28 protein-coding genes are annotated in these 19865 nt (G+C 34.6%); 11 read left to right on the top strand and 17 right to left on the bottom strand.

The genetic code is table 11. The features are described 5' to 3' along the window. The coding region (locus C6988_RS10010) for a putative Ig domain-containing protein (protein ID WP_182135174.1) at window positions 1-1370 on the bottom strand (1370 nt) is incomplete at its 3' end. Window positions 1371-1647: 277 nt separating this feature from the next. On the opposite strand from C6988_RS10010, the gene C6988_RS10015 reads away from it, so the two are divergent. Beyond that, window positions 1648-1842, top strand: a complete 195-nt coding sequence (locus C6988_RS10015; RefSeq protein ID WP_182135176.1) for a hypothetical protein — start codon at window positions 1648-1650, stop codon at window positions 1840-1842. Here C6988_RS10015 and C6988_RS10020 read toward each other — a convergent pair. Beyond that, complete coding sequence (locus C6988_RS10020) at window positions 1833-2189, bottom strand: hypothetical protein (RefSeq protein ID WP_182135178.1); 357 nt, start codon at window positions 2187-2189, stop codon at window positions 1833-1835. The two genes, C6988_RS10015 and C6988_RS10020, sit on opposite strands and share 10 nt — an antisense overlap. A gap of 85 nt (window positions 2190-2274) precedes the next feature. Then, window positions 2275-2805: a macro domain-containing protein gene (locus tag C6988_RS10025; protein WP_220463436.1), complete on the bottom strand. Its 531-nt coding sequence runs from the start codon at window positions 2803-2805 to the stop codon at window positions 2275-2277. A gap of 40 nt (window positions 2806-2845) precedes the next feature. Between C6988_RS10025 and C6988_RS10030 the strand changes: the two genes are divergently transcribed. Then, window positions 2846-3148: a DUF3892 domain-containing protein gene (locus tag C6988_RS10030; protein WP_182135180.1), complete on the top strand. Its 303-nt coding sequence runs from the start codon at window positions 2846-2848 to the stop codon at window positions 3146-3148. Between the two features lie 250 nt (window positions 3149-3398). On the opposite strand, the gene C6988_RS10035 is transcribed toward C6988_RS10030, so the two are convergent. The 7 genes from C6988_RS10035 to C6988_RS10065 form a co-directional block, all read right to left on the bottom strand. After that, window positions 3399-4727 carry a UbiD family decarboxylase gene (locus C6988_RS10035; protein WP_182135182.1) on the bottom strand — a complete coding sequence of 443 codons (1329 nt, stop codon included), beginning with the start codon at window positions 4725-4727 and terminating at the stop codon, window positions 3399-3401. Continuing rightward, a complete protein-coding gene (locus C6988_RS10040) occupies window positions 4720-5061 on the bottom strand; it encodes a hypothetical protein (RefSeq protein WP_182135184.1) in 342 nt (113 codons plus the stop codon). Before C6988_RS10040 ends, C6988_RS10035 begins: the two co-directional genes overlap by 8 nt. 17 nt (window positions 5062-5078) lie before the next feature. Beyond that, complete coding sequence (locus C6988_RS10045; protein ID WP_182135186.1) at window positions 5079-5321, bottom strand: hypothetical protein; 243 nt, start codon at window positions 5319-5321, stop codon at window positions 5079-5081. 260 nt (window positions 5322-5581) lie between these two features. Beyond that, window positions 5582-6244, bottom strand: coding sequence for a hypothetical protein (locus tag C6988_RS10050; RefSeq protein ID WP_255464471.1), 663 nt, complete (start codon window positions 6242-6244; stop codon window positions 5582-5584). 21 nt (window positions 6245-6265) lie between these two features. Then, complete coding sequence (locus C6988_RS10055) at window positions 6266-6601, bottom strand: hypothetical protein (protein WP_182135188.1); 336 nt, start codon at window positions 6599-6601, stop codon at window positions 6266-6268. A 35-nt stretch (window positions 6602-6636) separates the two neighbouring features. After that, window positions 6637-6978 carry a nascent polypeptide-associated complex protein gene (locus tag C6988_RS10060; protein WP_182135190.1) on the bottom strand — a complete coding sequence of 114 codons (342 nt, stop codon included), beginning with the start codon at window positions 6976-6978 and terminating at the stop codon, window positions 6637-6639. Next, window positions 6975-7451 (bottom strand): PUA domain-containing protein, encoded by a 477-nt coding sequence (locus tag C6988_RS10065; protein WP_182135192.1) that lies wholly within the window; start codon window positions 7449-7451, stop codon window positions 6975-6977. Before C6988_RS10065 ends, C6988_RS10060 begins: the two co-directional genes overlap by 4 nt. Window positions 7452-7544: 93 nt before the next feature. Between C6988_RS10065 and C6988_RS10070 the strand changes: the two genes are divergently transcribed. From C6988_RS10070 to C6988_RS10085, 4 genes are all read left to right on the top strand, one after another. Next, window positions 7545-8585, top strand: coding sequence for a phosphate uptake regulator PhoU (locus C6988_RS10070; RefSeq protein WP_182135194.1), 1041 nt, complete (start codon window positions 7545-7547; stop codon window positions 8583-8585). A 61-nt stretch (window positions 8586-8646) separates the two neighbouring features. Continuing rightward, a complete protein-coding gene (locus C6988_RS10075) occupies window positions 8647-9081 on the top strand; it encodes a hypothetical protein (protein WP_182135196.1) in 435 nt (144 codons plus the stop codon). Between the two features lie 104 nt (window positions 9082-9185). After that, window positions 9186-10841, top strand: a complete 1656-nt coding sequence (locus tag C6988_RS10080; RefSeq protein WP_182135198.1) for a sensor histidine kinase — start codon at window positions 9186-9188, stop codon at window positions 10839-10841. A 31-nt stretch (window positions 10842-10872) separates the two neighbouring features. Then, a complete protein-coding gene (locus tag C6988_RS10085; RefSeq protein ID WP_182135200.1) occupies window positions 10873-11241 on the top strand; it encodes a response regulator in 369 nt (122 codons plus the stop codon). Here the strand turns inward: C6988_RS10085 and C6988_RS10090 are convergent, their stop codons facing one another. Continuing rightward, window positions 11242-12090 (bottom strand): hypothetical protein, encoded by an 849-nt coding sequence (locus tag C6988_RS10090; RefSeq protein ID WP_182135202.1) that lies wholly within the window; start codon window positions 12088-12090, stop codon window positions 11242-11244. It lies immediately after the preceding gene. A 204-nt stretch (window positions 12091-12294) separates the two neighbouring features. On the opposite strand from C6988_RS10090, the gene C6988_RS11210 reads away from it, so the two are divergent. From C6988_RS11210 to C6988_RS10110, 5 genes are all read left to right on the top strand, one after another. Beyond that, entirely contained in the window at window positions 12295-12429 is a 135-nt protein-coding gene (locus C6988_RS11210) for a hypothetical protein (protein ID WP_255464472.1), read from the top strand. Window positions 12430-12477: 48 nt separating this feature from the next. Next, the gene (hflX, locus tag C6988_RS10095) at window positions 12478-13611 is read left to right on the top strand and encodes a GTPase HflX (protein ID WP_182135204.1); all 1134 of its coding nucleotides are present in this window, start codon (window positions 12478-12480) and stop codon (window positions 13609-13611) included. Then, window positions 13592-14125 (top strand): tRNA (cytidine(56)-2'-O)-methyltransferase, encoded by a 534-nt coding sequence (locus C6988_RS10100; protein ID WP_182135206.1) that lies wholly within the window; start codon window positions 13592-13594, stop codon window positions 14123-14125. The genes hflX and C6988_RS10100 overlap by 20 nt, the downstream gene beginning before the upstream one ends. Before the next feature lie 25 nt (window positions 14126-14150). Beyond that, on the top strand, window positions 14151-14666 hold the full coding sequence (locus C6988_RS10105; RefSeq protein ID WP_182135209.1) for a transcription factor: 516 nt from the start codon (window positions 14151-14153) through the stop codon (window positions 14664-14666). A 63-nt stretch (window positions 14667-14729) separates the two neighbouring features. Then, window positions 14730-15974 (top strand): hypothetical protein, encoded by a 1245-nt coding sequence (locus C6988_RS10110; protein WP_182135211.1) that lies wholly within the window; start codon window positions 14730-14732, stop codon window positions 15972-15974. 1 nt (window position 15975) lies between these two features. Here C6988_RS10110 and C6988_RS10115 read toward each other — a convergent pair whose 3' ends face one another. The 6 genes from C6988_RS10115 to ribH all read right to left on the bottom strand — a co-directional run bounded on the left by C6988_RS10115 (window position 15976) and on the right by ribH (window position 19865). Beyond that, window positions 15976-16527, bottom strand: a complete 552-nt coding sequence (locus C6988_RS10115; RefSeq protein WP_182135213.1) for a hemerythrin domain-containing protein — start codon at window positions 16525-16527, stop codon at window positions 15976-15978. Window positions 16528-16588: 61 nt separating this feature from the next. After that, window positions 16589-16840, bottom strand: coding sequence for an SWIB-MDM2 domain-containing protein (locus tag C6988_RS10120; protein ID WP_182135215.1), 252 nt, complete (start codon window positions 16838-16840; stop codon window positions 16589-16591). 35 nt (window positions 16841-16875) lie between these two features. Then, complete coding sequence (locus tag C6988_RS10125; protein WP_182135217.1) at window positions 16876-17532, bottom strand: dihydrofolate reductase family protein; 657 nt, start codon at window positions 17530-17532, stop codon at window positions 16876-16878. Next, window positions 17519-18709, bottom strand: coding sequence for an amidohydrolase family protein (locus C6988_RS10130; RefSeq protein ID WP_182135219.1), 1191 nt, complete (start codon window positions 18707-18709; stop codon window positions 17519-17521). The genes C6988_RS10125 and C6988_RS10130 overlap by 14 nt, the downstream gene beginning before the upstream one ends. Then, on the bottom strand, window positions 18706-19452 hold the full coding sequence (locus C6988_RS10135) for a GTP cyclohydrolase IIa (protein ID WP_182135221.1): 747 nt from the start codon (window positions 19450-19452) through the stop codon (window positions 18706-18708). The genes C6988_RS10130 and C6988_RS10135 overlap by 4 nt, the downstream gene beginning before the upstream one ends. Then, window positions 19449-19865: a 6,7-dimethyl-8-ribityllumazine synthase gene (ribH, locus tag C6988_RS10140; protein WP_182135224.1), complete on the bottom strand. Its 417-nt coding sequence runs from the start codon at window positions 19863-19865 to the stop codon at window positions 19449-19451. Before ribH ends, C6988_RS10135 begins: the two co-directional genes overlap by 4 nt.

Here is a 19865-nt window from a genome sequence, read left to right on the forward strand (position 1 = left end):
AACTGTACTTGTTGTGCCATCTCAGTTCCATATGCTGCAGTTGCGATTAAGCATCCACCGCCTTTGGTTGTCTTTGTATCTAATGTTACCTTACAAACACCGTCTACTAGTTTAGTTCCGGTACCACATAAACCGGATTGGGGTTCAGGTAATCCGACAGCTTCGTAGATAGTCATATCTGGGTAATTAGTTTCAAACCAAGCTTTATAGCTTGGCTCGTTGTTGTATCTATCCACATAGTATTGTGGATCTTTTTTTGGATCAACAAATTTTGCTAATTCTTTTTCAGGTGGAGGATTTGGTAATCCGACAGCTTCGTAGATTGTCATATCTGGGTAATTAGTTTCAAACCAAGCTTTATAGCTTGGCTCGTTGTTGTATCTATCCACATAGTATTGTGGATCTTTTTTTGGATCAACAAATTTTGCTATTCCATCATATTTGGTAGGTGAAGGTTCTGATTTTGGTTCGGATTTGGGCTCTGGTTCTGGCTCCGGTGGCATGGGAATAGATTTTGGTTCGGGAATTCCCGTTGCTTCGTATATTGTAATTCCAGGAAAATATTGGTTAAACCATTCTCTGTAACTAGGACTTGTGTTATACTGTTCTAAGTGATATTGTGCATTTTGAGTAGAAGTAATGTATTGTTGAAAATCTGCAATTGGATCAGGCTCGGGCTCTGGTGGAGGTGGAGGCGGGGGAGTTTGCTGCTCAGTTACTTCCCTGACTTCAATTGTTACAGTGGTTTTATCCTGTTGTAATCCATCAGAGACCACAATGTCAAATGTATATGTTCCAGGACCTTGTGATTCTGTAGGAGTCCAAGAAAATTTTCCGGTTGTGGATTCAATTGTTGCTCCAGTTGGCGGATTGTTTGCTAATTCAAAAGTTACATTACTTATTGGTTTTACAAGTGTGGCAGTAAAGGAGACTAGAGTTTTTTCATCTACAGTTTTTTTACTAATAGAATTTAGTTTTAGTGCTTCCTCAAGAACCGTGATATTTGGATCTTCTCTGTTTAATTTAATGACAAGCGCGTTCTCTTTTCCTTGTGAGTTTAGTTCATAGACGTAAACAGTGTAAATTCCCTCGCCATTTGGATGAATAAGAATGTCAGTAGCTCTAACAGAAAGATCAAAGGAGCCAGAATCATTTGCAGTATTAGTTTTTACAATTATTTTATTATCAACAGGACTGTAGATTTCAAGTACTATAAGATCCCCTCCACTTGCTGTTCCTGAAAAAATTATATCGTTTCCTGCCTGATAGGAGTCATCATCAGTTTCAACCGAAGATACGTCTGCATATGCATTCTGAAATAGAATAATACTAAACGAGAGCATAAAAAGCAAGAGTATTCTGTTGTTCATGATTAGATGAAGGGTATTTTCTAATTAAAAACCGCGTATAATTTCTACTAAGCCATGAGTTAAGATAGTGTGCCCATCAGGTAGGCGATTAAAACTGATCCCAGAGTTAAAAATTTCAGACATTCTTGGTAAAAGACAAATGTAATGATTTGTGGATGAAAAATGCCATATGAAGAAGACAAATTACAAGGATTTGAAGAAGAGGAAAATCTAAACAAATCAAAAAAAAGTTAATTTTTTCCAAAGCAATATTAGATTGAACAAAGATGAATCCTAGATGAAATGGTTATTGTGGACGGGAATAGCCTTTGTTGTTGGTGGTTTTACAAGTTTAGCAATTACATTAGGGGCTACTGGTCAGCTTCACTTTCTTGAGGATCTTACATCATACAGTACTGGATGGATGATTATCGGAGTTGTACTGATAATCTTTGGTTACTTACAAAAATCAAAAAAATCTTTTCAGAGCTGATTTAATCGTTTAAAGTCCAGAAAATCTGATTTTGCCTGTAGATATGCAGAGTATGCTGCGTCTTCAGCGGCATCTGCTGCATCAAGTGCAGCCTTGTTTGTATCAGTTGGATTCTGTTTGTATGTGTCTCTTGCTGAATCCTTTGTATCTTTAGCTGCATCCCAAGCAGATCTAGCTGAAGCTAAAGTTGCCTTTGCTTTATCATATTCTTCTTGAATTTTTTCTGTCTGTTCTTCTGCCTGCTCTCTAGCAGTACTGCCAGCTGCATATGCAAATGGAATCATTTGTGTGAAAAGAATAACACTTGCAAAGATGGCAATTGAATACAGATGAAATTTTCTTCCCAACCTAATGCTATTTTAAAGTGTGAATAGTATAGAAATTTCCAATTTTTGTTTGTATATTATAAACAGAGGAATTCACCCTACGGGTCTAAGGCTTGCTTATCTCTTTTTGAAAATAGACAAACGTTTCATCATCAAAAACACACATTTCAAAAAGATTCAATGGTGAATCATTATTTCCTTTAATGAAATTTTTAATTGCTTCAACAATGATATAGGCACATCTGTCTTTTGGAAAACCGAATATTCCTGAGCTTATGGCAGGAATGGAAATGCTTGAAAAATTCTTTTCAGAAGCTAGTTTTAGTGCACTATGAACAGCCATTCTTAATTTAGAATCTTCATCACCCTCTCCCATCTTTGGGCCCACAGTGTGAATGACTGCATAACATGGAAGATCTCCAGATGTAGTAATGGCAGATGTGCCCACAGGGACAAAACCAATCTTGTTGCTCTCCTCTTGAATTATTTTTCCACCTTTGGCGACAATTGCTTTTGCAACACCTCCACCATGCTTTAGTAAAGAATTTGCAGGGTTTACAATCACGTCAACATTTCTAGTTGTAATATCGTCGTTTATCAAACGAAGGGTTTTTTGAGAAATTATTCGCTCAATCAAGGCTTGTAATTTTATATTTGCATAATTTTACAGTTTTTTTATGGGAAAATGGGCTGACTATCTAATTTCTGCTGTAAAGTATGACACAAAAAATAGAATCATTCAGGTAAGGCAGCATCAGGATTTTGGAGAAAAGATTGATGAGGGGGAGATTATTGATAGAGACACCCTAACTTCAAATCTAAAACATGGAAAAACCTACATGACTGTTTTTAGCTCAAATAACAACTGGAAGCCTGGAGATTATGTTAGAATTGTAAAAATGTCTGGGAGTTATTCGATTAGAACAGATAGCAACAAAGTAGAGCATGATAACCTAAAATTTGTCTTGGAGTTAGAATGAACTTAAAGTGCAAAAAATGCAATGTTGACCTTAGCAAGCAAATCATATGTGCTGGGATGCTTTGTGTAAAATGCTACGATGAAAGCAGTTCAAATTAGACATTACATAATTTTTTGATAATTGGAACTTAAGACCAGCAACGGCAGTAAGCTGGTGAGAGCTCCAATTGTCTTTACTTTGTGATTTTAGTATATAGGGCGTACTGATAATTTCTACGAAAGTACTTTAATTGAATTTTACAATGAAACCTTTACAGATAATCTTTGAGGGAGATTTTATCTGCTTTAGGAATTTTTGCTAACTCAAATCCTTCTGGTCTTTTTGATAATGGTCGTGTAGCATCGATTCCCATCTTTGCAGTCTTCAAATTCTTTTGATCACTAGAGGGGTCAAGGCTAGAGCCTCGTACTTTTTTTATTATAACTAGATCTTTATCGGCTTGAAATCGAGTAGCCATTGCATACTCAACGGCATCTGATGAATTTGGATCAATATCAGAATCAACTATTGTCACCTGTTTTAGAGATCGATGAGCCTCAAAGGTCTTGTGGATAATTTTTTTGGGATTAGATTCTTTTTTCTTTTTGATTTGAACTACTGCGTGAAGCCAATTGCATCCTCCATTTGTCATGGAAACTTTTTGAGTTTCAGGGAATGTTTTCTTAAGAACCCCGTTAAGTTTTGATTCAATTGGCATTCCCATGAGTAGGCGGTGTTCTGCAAATCCTGAAAGAATATCATGGAAAATTGGGTTATCCCTATAATACATTGATTCTAGTTCAAAGACAGGTTGGTTTCTTTTGTGATCATATGTTTGAAGCATCTCAACCATCCATTCAGGATGGGTTTTATCCCTGAGTATTTTGCCTTCCAAAACAATTTCTGCTCCAGATGGAACATTTAGACCAGAGAAAGGACACGTAGCTAAAACAAGCTTTCCTCCAAGGATGGAATTTGCTATGTTCAGTTCATCTTTTCCCCATTCTTCCTGATATGCCCCTGCAATTGAGATTGCTGGATGAACGCCTATAGTTATGGCTACCTTGAGGTCTTCTCCATGTTCTTTTGCATCAGTAAAACATCTGTGAAGGTGTCTTCCTTCAACCATCCTTACAGAAAGATGATTTTTGTCAATTGGCATAAGCCTATGAAATGATGAATTTTGTTTTCCAGTCTCAGGATTTTTGACGTAAATTATTGATGATGTGATAAAAGGTCCGGACTCTTTTTCAAAATGAGTTACAATTGGAAGTGAAGAAATAGTGTTTGATTTGTTTTCCATAAATATACCAAGTTTCGTGATTTTGGGTTTTTTGGAATGGGAAATCGCATGAATGATTTTTTTATGTATGTCGTCCTCTTTTGATCCTACGGATTGTGCAAATCGCTTTCGTGTCCCCACTAAATTCGAGACGAGTCTAAATGGGCTTTCCTTGATATTCTCAAATAACAGGGCATCATTACCGTCTGCTTTTGCAGTAAGTGCCGCAATTTCATATTTTGTAGAAACCTTCTTTTTTATGGTTCTTAGCTCATGATTTTTTTTGATTTGAGAAATATAGGTTCGTAAATCAGACATTTCTTATCATCTCTGTTATCTCACTCATTAGGGTTTTTGCAGAATTGGGATCTAGTTCGCTTTGTAAAAATGCAGAAACTATGGCAATTCCTCTCATTGTGGTACTAATTCTTTCAGCAGTTAATTTAAGAAAAAGAGATTCAGTTTTTGATGGAATAACCGTTGTAGTAACTGGAGTTGGGCCGGTTGCTAATGAAACGACCATTGAACCGAGTTTTTCGGCACCTTCGGTGACGGAAACGAAATTACCATTTTCGAATTTTAGTACTTGCACTAAAAACTGACGCCCATCAACATCAAGGGTTTTTTTACAAAAACCGGATGAGGTTGTCAATAAGGTTGGATCTAATCTTATGCTTTTATTGCTATTGCTTCAGCTTCTTTGGAGTCGGCTTCTACTCTTGCTCGTAGTTTTGCCTTGTACTTCAAATTGCGTGGTTTTGTTCTCAGTCTGTATCCACAGCATGGACACCAGAGTCCCTCCCACTTGATGAAGATTTCACAAATTTGACATCTTCTTTGTCCAGACGCATATCTGCCAGTTCCGACAGGCTTTTGTGCCTTGTATCTTACGCAAATTCCTTTACATGTCATTGTTGCTCACTTTGTATAGATTTCGTTTGTATATAAGGATGGATCGAGAATTTTTACAAAAATATCACAATTTTTTTGAAAATATTTAGTTGATCGATTAGAAAGAAATTATTTGTTTCATGAAAAAGCAATAAAAGATGTATAAATATCTATAGCTCTTTTAAAATTCGTTTTTCTTGAATTTCTAACATTGGGTATTTACTTTGTTTTAAAGATTTTTCATCTTTTCTCAAAGAAAACAAGAAACATTTCGATTTCCATTAACCAGTAATTGAGAGAGGTAAAACAAAATGTCTGTAGCCTTCTCTTTGTGTGATGTATTTTGCTGAAAGCCTATCACGCTTTCCTCTTTGATTGTAATTTTTTATCTTCAAGCTGGTTCTCTGTTCATCAACGAACTCTAGCTCAAAGGAAGAACAAAATTTTAGATTGAGAATTTTGCTAATTTTTTTTGCAATCTCCATGTTTCCATTTCCAATCTTTACAACCTTACGCTTGGCACGTAATCCTGCTAAAATCGAAATAATATGATCAACTAGATTTTCAACTGAAGAGTGTAAAGAGCTCTCAATCTCTTTTCCAAAATAGTACACGGACAGGCCTATTCTACTTCCGGGATCAACTCCAATAATTAATTCCTCGTTTTCAAATCCCGAATCCATAACGCGTAAGATCATTCCACGCATTACAGTAGGAGGTTTGTCTAAGATCTCCTCATGAAAAATTGGTTTTTTAGTAATTTTTGGAGATTCATTTCTTGTAGTCATAATGAGATTACCCTCGTAAGAGTCAATTTCATCTGGCAGGATGGAATCAAATTTCAGATTAAGATTTTGTAATGATTGTACGAATTTGTAATAAGGTCTTCCATACGTTGTAGCAATACCAATTCTAGTATGTTCTAACGGGTCGATAACAATCATGAGAATTTCTTTGATTTAGGTCTATGCCTTCAAAACTGTTGACACGATGTGTTTGACGGCTTGGTCAAAATTTGCATCGATTTGAGCCTGAATTTCTCCAATTTTCTTCTCGCTGTTTTGGGAGATTTTTGCAGATTCTGCATTGGCCTTTTCTTTTGCTTTGTTAATAATAGATTCTGCATCTGTTGTAGCCATTTCTCTAACGCTTATCAATAATTTGTCAATTTCAGTTTGAGATTTTAGATTAAGGTTCTTTTTCATATCGGCTACTTTGGCATTAAGGGAATCAAGGTCATTTTCCAATGAGGATAGTGCTTTAACAATTCCAGTAACTTTGGATTCTGCTACGTTACTCATTTAAGAAAAATCTCCATAATCCATACTTAAATCATTCAATTTGTGGTCAAGAGCAGGATTGCCCTTGCTAGATCGCCATTTGCCTCTGCCAACGCGTTTTTAGCCTTTTCCTCATCAACTCCTGCCTGGGCACAGACTAGCTCAATATCCTCCTCAGAGAAGATTGGGACTTCAAGCTCCTTTTCCTCATAGCCATCTGCAGTAATTGTAAAGATAGAGTTGTCCTTTGCTTTCATTTCTGTAACTTGGGGTTTTGATAAGATAATCTCTTTTTTGTCAGTCTTTATGATAACTTCCTGGACATTTGGGATCTCTTGCATGTCAAGACCCATCTTGTCCATCATTCTTCGCATTTGGCGATTGCCTCCGCGCATCATGGTGTTTTAACTCCAGTTTCATTGTTTTTTAAACTATCTCTAACTTTAACTGCGACTCCCCTTTTCATAAACGGAATAACATCAGAAGATAAAACCGCTTTGCCAACTGCAATGACCTTATTTTTGTAAACAATAGCAGTATCTGACGATATATGCACATTTTTCCCACATCTTGTTACATGTTTACAAAAGACTGATTTTCCATCCTCAATGAAGGGTCTTGATTCTTCATCTACTTCTATACAGTTTTCTGCGAATTTTTTACTCTTCAAAAGAATTTGAGCAAAATACGTAGTTATTGCAAGCCCCCCATCAATTCGTAATGTACACAGTAATTTTTCTTCATGAAATACACTCTTGATTCTTCCATTTTTTTTAGAATAAGTTATCTCAAGTTTCTTTGGTAGTTGTCTAGAGACACCAGTGCCAAATAATGCATCAATGGTACATTTGAGCTTGTAAACGGAATCCATCTGAGAATATTGAAAATTACTCTTAATATTAGTTCAATGGCAGACTATATTCTTTGAATAAAACTATATAGATAGTTGATTTAACCATATTTTGTGGAAGAAAAAGAAGAGACGAGGAAGATACAGTTTACGGGAAAATCATCATACATAGTTTCTTTACCAAAAGAATGGATAGTAGATCTTGGATTAAAACAAGGAGACCAGGTAAGAGTTTCGAGAAATGGCTTATCGACATTGCAAATCTATCCGGTAAACTACAAAGCTCAAAACATCCAAACAGAAGAAGCTACAATCATGATTGATGTAGATGAGGACATATCATCTACCGTCAGAAAATTGATTTCGCTATATTTTTTGGGATTTAAAACAATTAATGTCAAACCAAAAAATGGAAGACTCAAACCAGCTCAGAGAACTGCTGTAAAGACTGCAGGCAAAAGAATGCTAATGGGTTCTGAAATAATTTCAGATTCTAGTGATGGGATTACCATTCAAGTTCTGGTTAATTTATTGGAGTTATCAGTTGATGGTGCCTTTAAGAGAATGATTCATCTTGCAAAATCAATGCTGTTAGATTCTATCTTAGCTGTAAAAGAGGTCAATCTAGATTTGGCCCAAGAAGTTATCAACACCGATGATGAAGTTGACAGATTTGGTTTCTATATTATTAGACAATTAAAGATAGCAATACAAAATGAGCACATGTTAAAGGAAATGGGTTTTAAAAATGCAAGAAATTGTCTTGGATATAGGTTAGTTGTAAAAAATATCGAGCGAACGGGAGATCATGCAGCATTTGTGGCAGAAGATTTGTTAGAATTCAAAAAAGGAATCAAGAAAGAAATTTTGGCAAAAATTCAAGAAATGAGCAATTTTGCAATAAATGTTCTTGATGAAGCATGTCTTTCATTATTCAAAGAAGATTATCTTCAAGCAGAGCAAACAATTCAGAAAACAGCAGAGATTGTAAAATATGAGAAAAAGGTTCTTGATTCCTCTAAATCATTACGTGATGATGAGGAGTTATTTAGAATAAGAAGAATGGTAGAAAACATCAAAAGAATTGCAGAATATGCTAGTGATATTGCAGAAGTGGTTCTAAACAGTAACATCGAAAAAGCACTCAAAAAATAAAATTTAGGCATACCGCAATAGGATTGGTATTCTCATATAATATTCCAATGTACACTATTTCATGAGCCAAACCGTTCTCACATCTGAAGCATTGGAAACCAACAGAGAGAAATCATTAGAGCCAAACGTCCTTTCTAATAGTTCAAAGTCTGTTGTTCTTTCATTTTCAAAGCCCCAAGTTTTCAGACTCTCTGGTTCCAAATGCCCAGATGTGAGACTGTCCTTTTCTAATGGAGAAAAAGTCAATGTGAGCATCTACATTGACGATTCTGGTGAGGTAGACACCAGAATTCAAAAACTAGACGCATCAAGTCCAGATTTTGAAATCCCTACAAAAACAGCACCACTCGGAACAAGAAGACGAGGAAGACCAAAAGGTTCTAAGAATAAACCTAAAGCAATACGAGATGACAATCACAGCATAGTCAAAGAAATGTTTGAAACAAACGAAGAGTTCAAAAGAAGACAAGCAGAAGAACTGAGACTTTTAAAATAGATACAAAGGAATTGTCTTGATTGTCACATTAGTTAATTGGAGTGGTGCAAATAAAAAATAACCACTTGTTTTTTTAATGATAATTTTTCATAGGGGAAATAATTATGTCATGGAAAGATAAGAAGAAATTTAATGCAGTAATCGTACCTATCCTAATTCTAGTTCCAATCATAATAATTGGATTTTTAATCTATGATTATACTGAAGAAAATATACGGAACTCTTTGATTGAAGAGCAGATAAAAATTCAAGAGATCATTGGGAAAGGGCTTGGAAATAATATCAGTTCAGATTTAAAACTAGTAAAGCTTGAAATGAGTTTACTTTCTGAAACTGAGGAATTCGAACAGGGATTGACGAATCCAAATGCCATACAAAAAATTAAGGAAACTTATGAAAAAATTAATTCAATTACTCCAATCACTGACGTAATATTACTAAATAATGAATTTCAAATTATTGGAAATGCCAGGGACGACATATTCAAAATTGCAGGGTATGAATTAGGAGAAAATTCGGTTATTAGGAAAACTATCTCAGATAAAAAATCTGGAATTACTGCAGGGGTTGTAGGAAACGACTCAATCTTGAGAATTACTGTATTGCATTCAATTAATGATGAAACAAGTAATGAATTCAAAGGAATAGTGGCGACAGTACTAGAACCAAGACAGTTATTTGCCAAACATGGAAATGTATACGATGTTGATTCCAGTTTTATCGTAGCTTTAGACAAGGATGAGATGTATATCTCAAATCCTATTCATGACTTGATAGGAAAAAAATACTCAGAATATTTTGCTCAAACGTATTTTGGAAGGAACCAGGTTCAAAATGAACACTATGAAAACGTGTTTTCTGGTGAAATTAACTCAGCCATCTTATTGGATAATAGACTGGGCGAAATCATCAGCACAGGACTTCCGATTTACGTGGATGGTGAATTAGAATATTTTGTATTTGTGATAACGCCTACTGACATTATTCTGTCCAAAACACAGGAGAGCTTGCTGGTAGAAGAAATAAAAAATAATTTGTTACTAATTGCGTTTGCTCTTTTATTCATAGTATTTTTCATAAAACGATCAAAGAAACTGGAAAAAGAAAAGCTAGCTGTAATTGGACAGCTATCATCAAATATTGCACATGATATGAGAAACCCATTAGGAGCTATTAGGAGCTCATCAAGAAGAATAGAGAAACAAAATACACAACAAAATGAAATAATTTCTCAAGAGATTGCTCGTATAAACAGATCTATTAAAAGAATGTCACATCAGGTTGAAGGAGTTCTAAATTATGTAAGAACAACCCCGATTATTGCAAATTCTGCTTCTATACTAAACATGATAAAGTATAGTTTAGAATCTATGGAAATTCCACAAAATGTCAAAGTGGTTTTACCAGAAAATGATGTAGAAATTGAGTGCGACCCAGAGAAATTGGAAATTACATTTGTAAATCTATTACTAAATGCAGTTCAAGCTATAGGAAATGATGAGGGCAAAATTCAAATTTGCATTAAAGAAAAGAAAAATACGGTAGTTGTTGAATTTGAAAATTCAGGGCCCGCGATTTCAGAAATAGACTTGCCAAAAATTTTCGAGCCATTATTTACATCAAAGCTTAAAGGAACAGGTTTAGGATTATCAAGTTGTAAAAACATTATTGAGCAACATGGTGGAAGCATTTCTGTAAATCCAAATCCAGTAGTATTCAAAATTACTTTGCCCAAAAAGCAAAACTATGAAAGTCAGTAATGGATTTAATAATCAACTTGGATGAGAGAATATGAGTAAGGATAAGACTATTTTACTTGCAGATGATGATTCTGATTTTCTTGAAGCAACTCAATTAATGCTGATGGATGAGGGTTACAATGTTATTCCTGCGGTTGATGGGGAAGATGCAGTTGAGAAATATCGTCAAATAAAGCCTGATATCGTATTTTTAGACATTAAAATGCCGGGAATTGATGGATTTGAGACTTTTTTCAGAATTATTAAATCAGATTCTGATGCAAGGGTAGTATTTACTTCCAGTTACGCAATTAATGATGATAAGTTCAAAAAAGCAAAGAGCATGTCATTAAGAGATTTAATTAACAAGCCTATTGAGTTTGAACAGCTTGAAAAAATGATTAAAAAGCATGCAAAATGATTAGGCTATGCCAGAACTAGAAAGAGCGTTTGCTCTTTGAGAATAGTATTTTTGTGCTTCATTGAAGAATTCTAAAAACCATTTCTGAATTTCTTCGTCTCTTTCAAATACCCTATGTAATTTTTGAACTCCTGGATGGATTTTTGTCTTTTTTTGTTTTCGAGTGTATAAAAGATATGTGTAAAACCAATACGAGATTTGATTTGCCAAATCGTCTTCAGAAATAGATTCAAAGTTTCTTCTATATTTTATGTGAATAAATGACATTAGTTCATAGAGGGGAATTTTTGAATCTTGAATCAGATTTGGATTATCAAGTAGCAAGCCCTTTGATAAGATTTGAAGCTTGTATACATCGTCGCCTATTATTGATTTAAGATATTCCCACTTGCCAAATATTTTGGGCAAAACCGCTGAATATTGGATTGCCATTTTATCAATATCCGTATTACTTAGATTGAGAACATCTAGGCAGAATAAAATTCCGTGTAAAGATAGTCTGTACTGATCTGACGGAGTTTTTTTGTAGCTCTTTCCATCTTTTACTACTAGACCTAGCTCTAAAATTCCAGCCGAATGTTTTCCCCTATCAGTGCGACCTATCAGTAATCGCCGAAACTCTTTTTCTTTTGTTCTAATTGTTGAAATATCATTATGAAATCGAATTTTTGCCATGTCCCATGTGGTACATGTTCCATTTATGAATAAAATTTGTAATAATTTTTGTACATTCTCATGATGTTTTATTTTTGAAGTATACGATGAACCATACAGACGGTGAGCAGTTGGTCGAATATAATATTTGTATGATAGTAAATTTCCATATCGCGTACCTTGATCCTGAGGCATACCGCATTTGGGTTGGTATTCTGATATAAAACGATATCTTATTTTTATTAGGACATTTTTCCCCTGCTAATGTTGGGCTTCTTAATTTTTTTAGAAGCCCAACGTCCTACTTGTTATTGAGATAATATTCATGTAGACAATTTTAGGTATGCCATACCGCAAAAGGATTGGTAATTTGATATATTCTGGAAATATTGGTATTTCATGAAGCAAACAATAGTTTACAAAAACAAAGGGGAAGAAATATCCGAGACATTGGAGGACCAAAAGATAGCAAAGTACCTTGACATCTTGAAGAGATATCAGAGTTTGATTCCGTCAGTTAATAAGCAAAAATAGTGAAACGAACCTTTAACATACAATAAAGGACATGAACTCTATCCACACATGCAATCAGCTATCCTAATTACGTATGATAAAGATGATATCAAAAATGAAGCGGTAGCCTTGTGTGATTCTGCAGGATATCAGATCTTGCATATTATACAGCAGAAATTTCTCCAACGCCAAAAATATGGAATAAGTGAAGAAATTGTCGAAAGACTAGACTCTATCGCTCAGAAATTAAATCCCGATGTCATAGTTTTTGATGAAGTTCTAAAACCGAGTCAGAACTATAACCTTGCATCAAAATTACGAAGAAACATCCTAGACAGGGAAACCCTAATTTTGGAAATTTTTGAGCGTCGTGCTTCCAGTTCAGAGTCACATTTGCAAGTAAAATTAGCACAAATGAGATACGAAATGTCCAGAGCCAAAGAAAAAGTAAGACTTGCAAAAATTGGTGAACAGCCAGGATTTATGGGAATTGGTCAATATGAAGTTGAAACATATCATAATGATATTAAACATAGAATGCAAACTGTAAAATCAAAATTAGAAAAAGCTGGAAAACAAAGGGAGCTTCACAGAGTTTCAAGAAAAAGGCAGGGATTCAAAACAATTTCTCTTGCAGGATATACGTCTGCGGGAAAAACTACATTGTTTAATGCCTTGACGGGAGAGACAAAAGAACAAAGCAGTGAGTTATTTACCACATTATCAACAACCATAAGAAGAGTTACAATTGATCAAGTGCCATTTTTAATTTCAGATACAGTAGGTTTTATCAGTAAACTTCCGGCATATATGATTGAAGCATTTAGATCAACACTAGAAGAACTACTTTTTACAGATGTTGTAGTGGTGGTGATTGACATTAGTGATTCTGACGTTAACTTGAGAAAAAAATTTGCCAGTTGCCATAAAACTTTGAGTGAGCTAGGCGTACAACCTGATAGAATAATTTTTGCAATGAACAAAGCAGATTTGGTAGATATGAGTGAGATTAATGAAAAAATCAAAAGCCTAGGATTGGAAGAAAGTAAAAAATGGATTCCAGTTTCAGCAAAGTCTGGTGAAAATATTCAAAAATTAAAAGAGTTGATCAAGGAAGTTTTAGACGGTCAGCAAAATCCAACAATTATAAAAAATCCATACAAAGAAGAGTTGGAAAAATTTTATGACAATCGAAGTTCTTAGAATAGGTCAAAGAGTAGTCAGAGACGACAGAGTGACTACTCATGTTGCTTTAGTCTCCAGAGCATTTGGAGCATCAAAAATCTTCATGAACGAAGTGAATCCAGAGATTAAAGAGACATTAGAGAAAATTAACAAAACTTGGGGAGGGGATTTTGTAGTTGAGTTTATTGAAAATTGGAAAAGTGTACTAAAAGAAAAAAAGAAGAATTCTGTGAAAATTATCCATTTAACTATGTATGGGACTGAGATAAACCAAATTGACGATAAGATTCAAAATGAATCAGACATACTAATTGTAGTTGGTGCTGAAAAAGTACCCAGGGAAATTTATGAATTATCTGATTACAACGTTTCAATTGGCAACCAACCACATTCAGAAATTAGTGCGCTGGCAGTATTACTAGACAGAATACAAAAAGGAAAACAATTTGATGTAAAATTTTCCAATGCCAAAAGAGAGATCATTCCAACAAATGAAGGCAAAAGGGTGGTCGTGAATAAAACAAGGGATTAATAATAGATGGAGAAGAAAATAATCGTTGATTGACAAGTACGAAGATCCATTTGTAAGAATTGCCCAAATGATTGGAGGAGATGAATATCTCAAAGTTGCAAGGTCTCTGCTAAAAGCAGAAGATGCTACAGATGAAGAGATTGCAAGCTCAACAGGCCTAAGAATCAACATGGTAAGAAAAGTACTGTATGATTTGTTTGGAAAATCTTTGATTACGGGAATTAGGGTCAAGGATGAAAGAAAGGGATGGTTTGTGTACAGGTGGCGATCAAGAAGAGAAGAAGTTGAAAATTTTATCGAAAATCAAAAGAAAAAGATCACAGAGAGACTACAACAAAGATTAGATTACGAAAACTCTTCAGAATTTTATCATTGTGGTAATGAAGATTGTCCGAGAGTAACATTTGAAGATGCACTTGAAGGAATGTTCAAATGCCCATCATGTGGCAAAGTTCTTAATTTAAAGAAGAATGACAAGGCAAAGAAAGCATTTGCAAAGAAAATTGATGAAATTAAAAAAGACATGCAACAAACTTTCTAAATCAGACAAAAAACATTCAATATTGTAGCAAAAACTAATTAGAAAAAACCCGTAGATAGGTTATTGAATAAAGTTATTACAGTTCCAAGCTTTTTGCTTTTTGTCCTAACTTTTTGTTTAGTTCAAAACGTTTACGCCTCAGAAATTCAATTTGATCAGAATGTTTATCCGATTCCAAGTGATGGCTCAGAGTTAAAAATTTCCATCAGAGTTATTGATCAGGATTACAACATCTCACCAAATGGAATTGATACCATTGCACAAGATGTTGCAGGAGAGCCGGGAGTAGGACCAATCAAGATATCAATTCTGAGAGGAGAATCAGTTGTTTTAGGATACGCAGGGGGAGAAAAAAGCAATAATGGAAAAATAGACTCTCACCCTCTTGCAAGTACTCCGGAAGAGAAAGCAAAGGTCAGGCAGTTTGGACCAATTCAAGAGATTTCACCACAATCGGGAATTTTTGAGTTTGAAATTAGATTGAGAAATACTGATGGTCCTCAGAGTTCTAAATGTCCAACAATTATCACATTTTCAGGAATTAAAGAAGGTGATGGTCCCTCAGAAGTTAGATTCGATGACACAGTAGGTTCATCACAGCACTGCATATTACAGGGGGATGTCATTAAGGTAGAATATCCTGATCCTGTTGATTATTCTGGAAATTCAAGAAGGGTCACGGATTCAGCAACATTTGGCCTTGCAAACCCATCCATAGAATCTAGTTCAACTTCCTTTAGAATAGGCCATCCGTTTACACTTGTTTTATCAGATAATGACTTGAATCTTGACAGTGAAAAGGCTGAGAGTTATTCATTAGGATTGATTTCTTTTAGATCAGATAAAATTCGAATCAGTCTAGGCGACAGAAAAGCAATTGATGCGTTTGAGCCAAGACCTTCTGTATTAAGGGAAACTGGTGAGAATACTGGCTTGTTCTATACAGTACTCAAAATACCTAGAACTATTGATGGGAAAACCATACACATAGGAGAGGAGATTGAATTTGAATATAGAGATGGCAGTACTTTAGCGTCTGGGTATGTGGGACAAAATATTGAAAAATTTACTCTGGAAGGAAGAACTGGAATCAAAGATAATTACAGTACAGAATCAATTCAAGATAGTTTCAAATCAGAAAGTAATCAACCACCATTAGAGCAACACCGTAAAGGAGTATTAATACAAAATATTCAGTGTCCTCTAGATTATGAATTGGTGTTAAAGAAAAGCAACAATACCCCTGCTTGCATTAAATTGGAAAATATAGAATCATTGGTGCAGCGAGGATGGGCTAAAAGAATTTAGTTTATTGCTCAGAAATCTGTTTAGCAATGTCTTCTGCAATTTTTTCATAATCGGCTCTGGTCTTACCAGTTTCTTTGAGTTTCTTTGCTTCTATCTCATGTAATTCGGTATCAATTTGTTTTGCAACATATTGCAATCTTGCTTCTGCCATCATGAAAAGACGATTATTTTCTTTCCAGAGGTGTTCGGTAATATGTTCAACATATTCTTTCATATCTGAGATTAACTTTGTTGCATCTCCAGTTGAAAGATAAGTTTTGGTTGATTGTTCCATATTTGAAGCAATTTTTCGTGACTTTTCGTGTTCCATAAGCATAACAGCAATAGGACCCATGTTAGTTGGCATACCTGCCTTACCTAATGCGGGGAAAAATGAATTTTCTTCTTTGCTATGATGGCATACATCAGTAAAATTTTTTGAAAAATCTATTACTGGTAAAAGAATTGATTCAGGAATAGATTTACCGCTTTCTAAGAGTTGAACTGTAGTATCCATTGATTTAATGACTTTCTCAATAAGATCGTGATCTTTTCGTAACGAAGTGGTCGACATACACACATGTAATTATGGAGTTTAATAATTGTTAATTAGAAAATGAAAAAGAAGGTAATAGCTACTTGTTTGAAAGTTTCTTTGATTTAACAAATGCCCAAATTTTCTTTGTCATTTCACTTGGTGCAATTGGTTTTTTACCAAAGACTTGCTCAACCGTTTCTTTTCGTCCACCAAAGTTAATTGCATAACCGCCAAAGGCTTTTTTCTTAGACTTTGATTTGCTCTTGGATTTTGATTTTGTAGCTTTTGATTTTCTACTAGTTGATTTTGATTTTCTACTAGTTGATTTTGATTTCTTTTTTGTTGCCAAGATCTAAAATTTTACTGTACTATTAGTATAATAACTTACAGTTTACTGTAATGAACTACAAACTCATTTTTGAATTTACTTATATTTTTTAATTTAAATTTCTTGGATTTTTGCATATTCAAAAAACCTTCTCCCCCAACCAAAGATGTACTGGTTTGACCGCCAACTACAATTGGTGCGATGGTGATAACAATCTCATCAACGAATCCTTTACTGATAAATTCCCAATTAGTTTTACTTCCACCTTCTAATAATATGGTCTGAATCTTTTGTTTGAAAAGAATTTTTAATAATTTTTGGATGTTGATTCTCTTGGTACCTGCAAAGATGATTTGTAGAGGTAATTTCTTTAACCGATTCAAATTTTTTTTAGATATATTTTGTGATGCAACAATAATGGTGGGAATTTTGTTGCAAGTCTTGATAATTTTTGAATTGGGCGGAATTTCACCTTTTGAGTCCAGAATTATTCTAATTGGGTTTTTCCCTTTATGATATCTAACGGTTAATAACGGATCGTCACGCAATAAAGTATTTTTTCCAATTAGTATTGCATCAGTTTTTGAACGAAGTTTGTGTAGACGGATTTTATCTTTTTTTGAAGAAAGTTTGGAATCTCCACTTTTAGATGCAATCTTACCATCAATTGTCATAGCTGCGCTAAGAATTATTTTTGGTCTAGATCTTACCATGTACTACATTTCCTCCTATCAGAACTGTGCGAATTGTTGATTCAGATGCACGGTGAACAAGCGATGCGTAAGGATTATGCATTGGTTCTAAATCAATTGCATGTTTATCAATCAAAACAAGATCTGCTAACCTTCCACGTTCTATAATTCCAATATTCTTATGTAAAATTGATGAAGCGTTGGTTGTTGCCATTTTAAGAATTAATCTTGGATCAATTCTTTTTTTGTTTAATCCCATTGTTGCTTTCCAAAGATAATCCATCTCTCTAAACATATTAGGGGAATTGATCATTACGTTATCAGTTCCTATTGCAATTGTACATTGTGATCTAAGCATTGGAAAAATATTTGGAATGCCTTCTGCTAGTGCAGCGTTTGCTCTTGGGCAAATTACAATACCCCGAGTTTTTTTTGCTACCAAGTTAAGATCGCTATTTGATGCATAAGTCATATGAACTAGAAAATGGGGTTTTAATTTCAGTGCACGTAACACTTCGGATTTTTTTGTAATCTTTTTTGAAGTATCGACACTCTGCTTTGTTTCGGCAGCATGGATTGCCCTTAGCTTACTCGTTTTAGAGTAGTACCCTAGTACAGAATCACTATTTTCATTAGCACCGCTTATACCCAAACCATCACATTTTGCAAGAATTTTTGTCAACTCTGAAGATTTCTCTCTTGGAAAAAGGGCGTTTTTTCTTATTTGTGTTGGCGAGCTGTAATGCTCAACTCTTCCTAGAATAATTGCTCGAATTGGAATTTTTGATGTAGCCTTACGAATTAATTCTATCCCATCAAGACCACCTTCCCTAAAATCAACAAATGTTGTAATTCCATTTTTTATCATACTTTTGCAAGTATTTTCTATAAATGCCGAAAGATGGGCAGAGCTCGATTTTTTTAGAATTTTTGGTTTTGCGCCAAACACTGGATGGATTTTTTCATCGACTGTTTTGTTGAGAGTAAAATCCTTTGCAATTGAATCACCAATGTGCGTATGTGAATTGATAAATCCGGGGATTGCAATTAATCCCTGGCAATCGATCACACTTTCGTTTGAGCTTGGTTTGATATTTTCTTGGATTCTGTGAAATTTTTGTTTTGAAATTTGAATACTATAGGATGATTTGTAATGTAATTCTTTACCCAACAAAACACTGAGATTTTTTAAAATCATGACAATTCATAAATTTCAGGTTTTTCTTTTCCAGAATCTCTTATCTCTCTAATAGTATCAAGTGATTTTGTTGCAAGCTTGACTGCTTCACGAGATGTTTTAGCAGTTCCGATTCCACAGTTTAAGGTTATTCCGTCTTTTTTTATCATATCCAGGAAATTTCTTGCTGCAGATTTTGCATCATTTGAGCTTACAACCATAAAATTATCACCACCCATAAAGAATGTCAGAGATTTGTAATTTATGAAAAATTCAGACATGGTAGAATAAAGTTTGAAGATCTTAGATGAGATTTCATACGGAGACATTGTTTTTCTTTGCGAAGTCAAGTCTTCAACATCAAGATGCATTATTGTAACTTTTGAGTCAGACGAACCGTTTAGAATTCCATAGATGTTGTGCTCCTGATTTAGAATTTTTTTTGTTTTCTTCCCCTCGTAAGCCTTTAGATTGGCATCAAATGGATTCTCGGCATGCCCAATGGACATTGAAAGACGGATATCAAATTTTGACTCCAAGTTTTTTTGAATTTCTATATGGTCCTCTAGTGTCAGCCCATTTGATACAACAAAGAACTCATCAGAACGATTTAGAAATGTAATACAGTTTTTTTTAGAAAATTGAGACTGAATTTCTTTATACAGTGAGGCTTGAAGCATCTGTAATTCATGCTCTCTATCACTGCCTAAAGTTAGGGTCCAAGGGCCATATCCAGTAATTTTGAGAATGGTGAGCTGAATCATTTCTGGATTTTATTTAATTCATTAGAAAGTTTAGAAACTGCCTCAACTGCCCTTTCGGCCACAGGACGAATTCTTGCAAGAGCATGTCTTTCCTGCATTCCAGGACCCGTGATACCCAGAGATACAGGTTTTTTGTATTTGATAGATAATTCAGTTAAAGACTTAGTAGTTGAATTTGCAATTACTTCATCATGTTTAGTCTGACCTTTTATTATTGCTCCAAGTGTCACCACTGCATCGACATCCTTTTTTTGCAATAATGCATCTACGACAATTGGCATATCATACGCCCCAGGAACAGTAGAGATATACTTTATGTTTAGTTTTAATATCTCTGCTTTTTCTTTTGCAACTTGAAACATTCTTGATGTAATTTTTTCATTAAACTCCGCAACGACAATGGCAATGTTCAA

The organism is Nitrosopumilus sp. b1, from assembly GCF_014078545.1.
Taxonomy (GTDB): Archaea; Thermoproteota; Nitrososphaeria; order Nitrososphaerales; family Nitrosopumilaceae; genus PXYB01.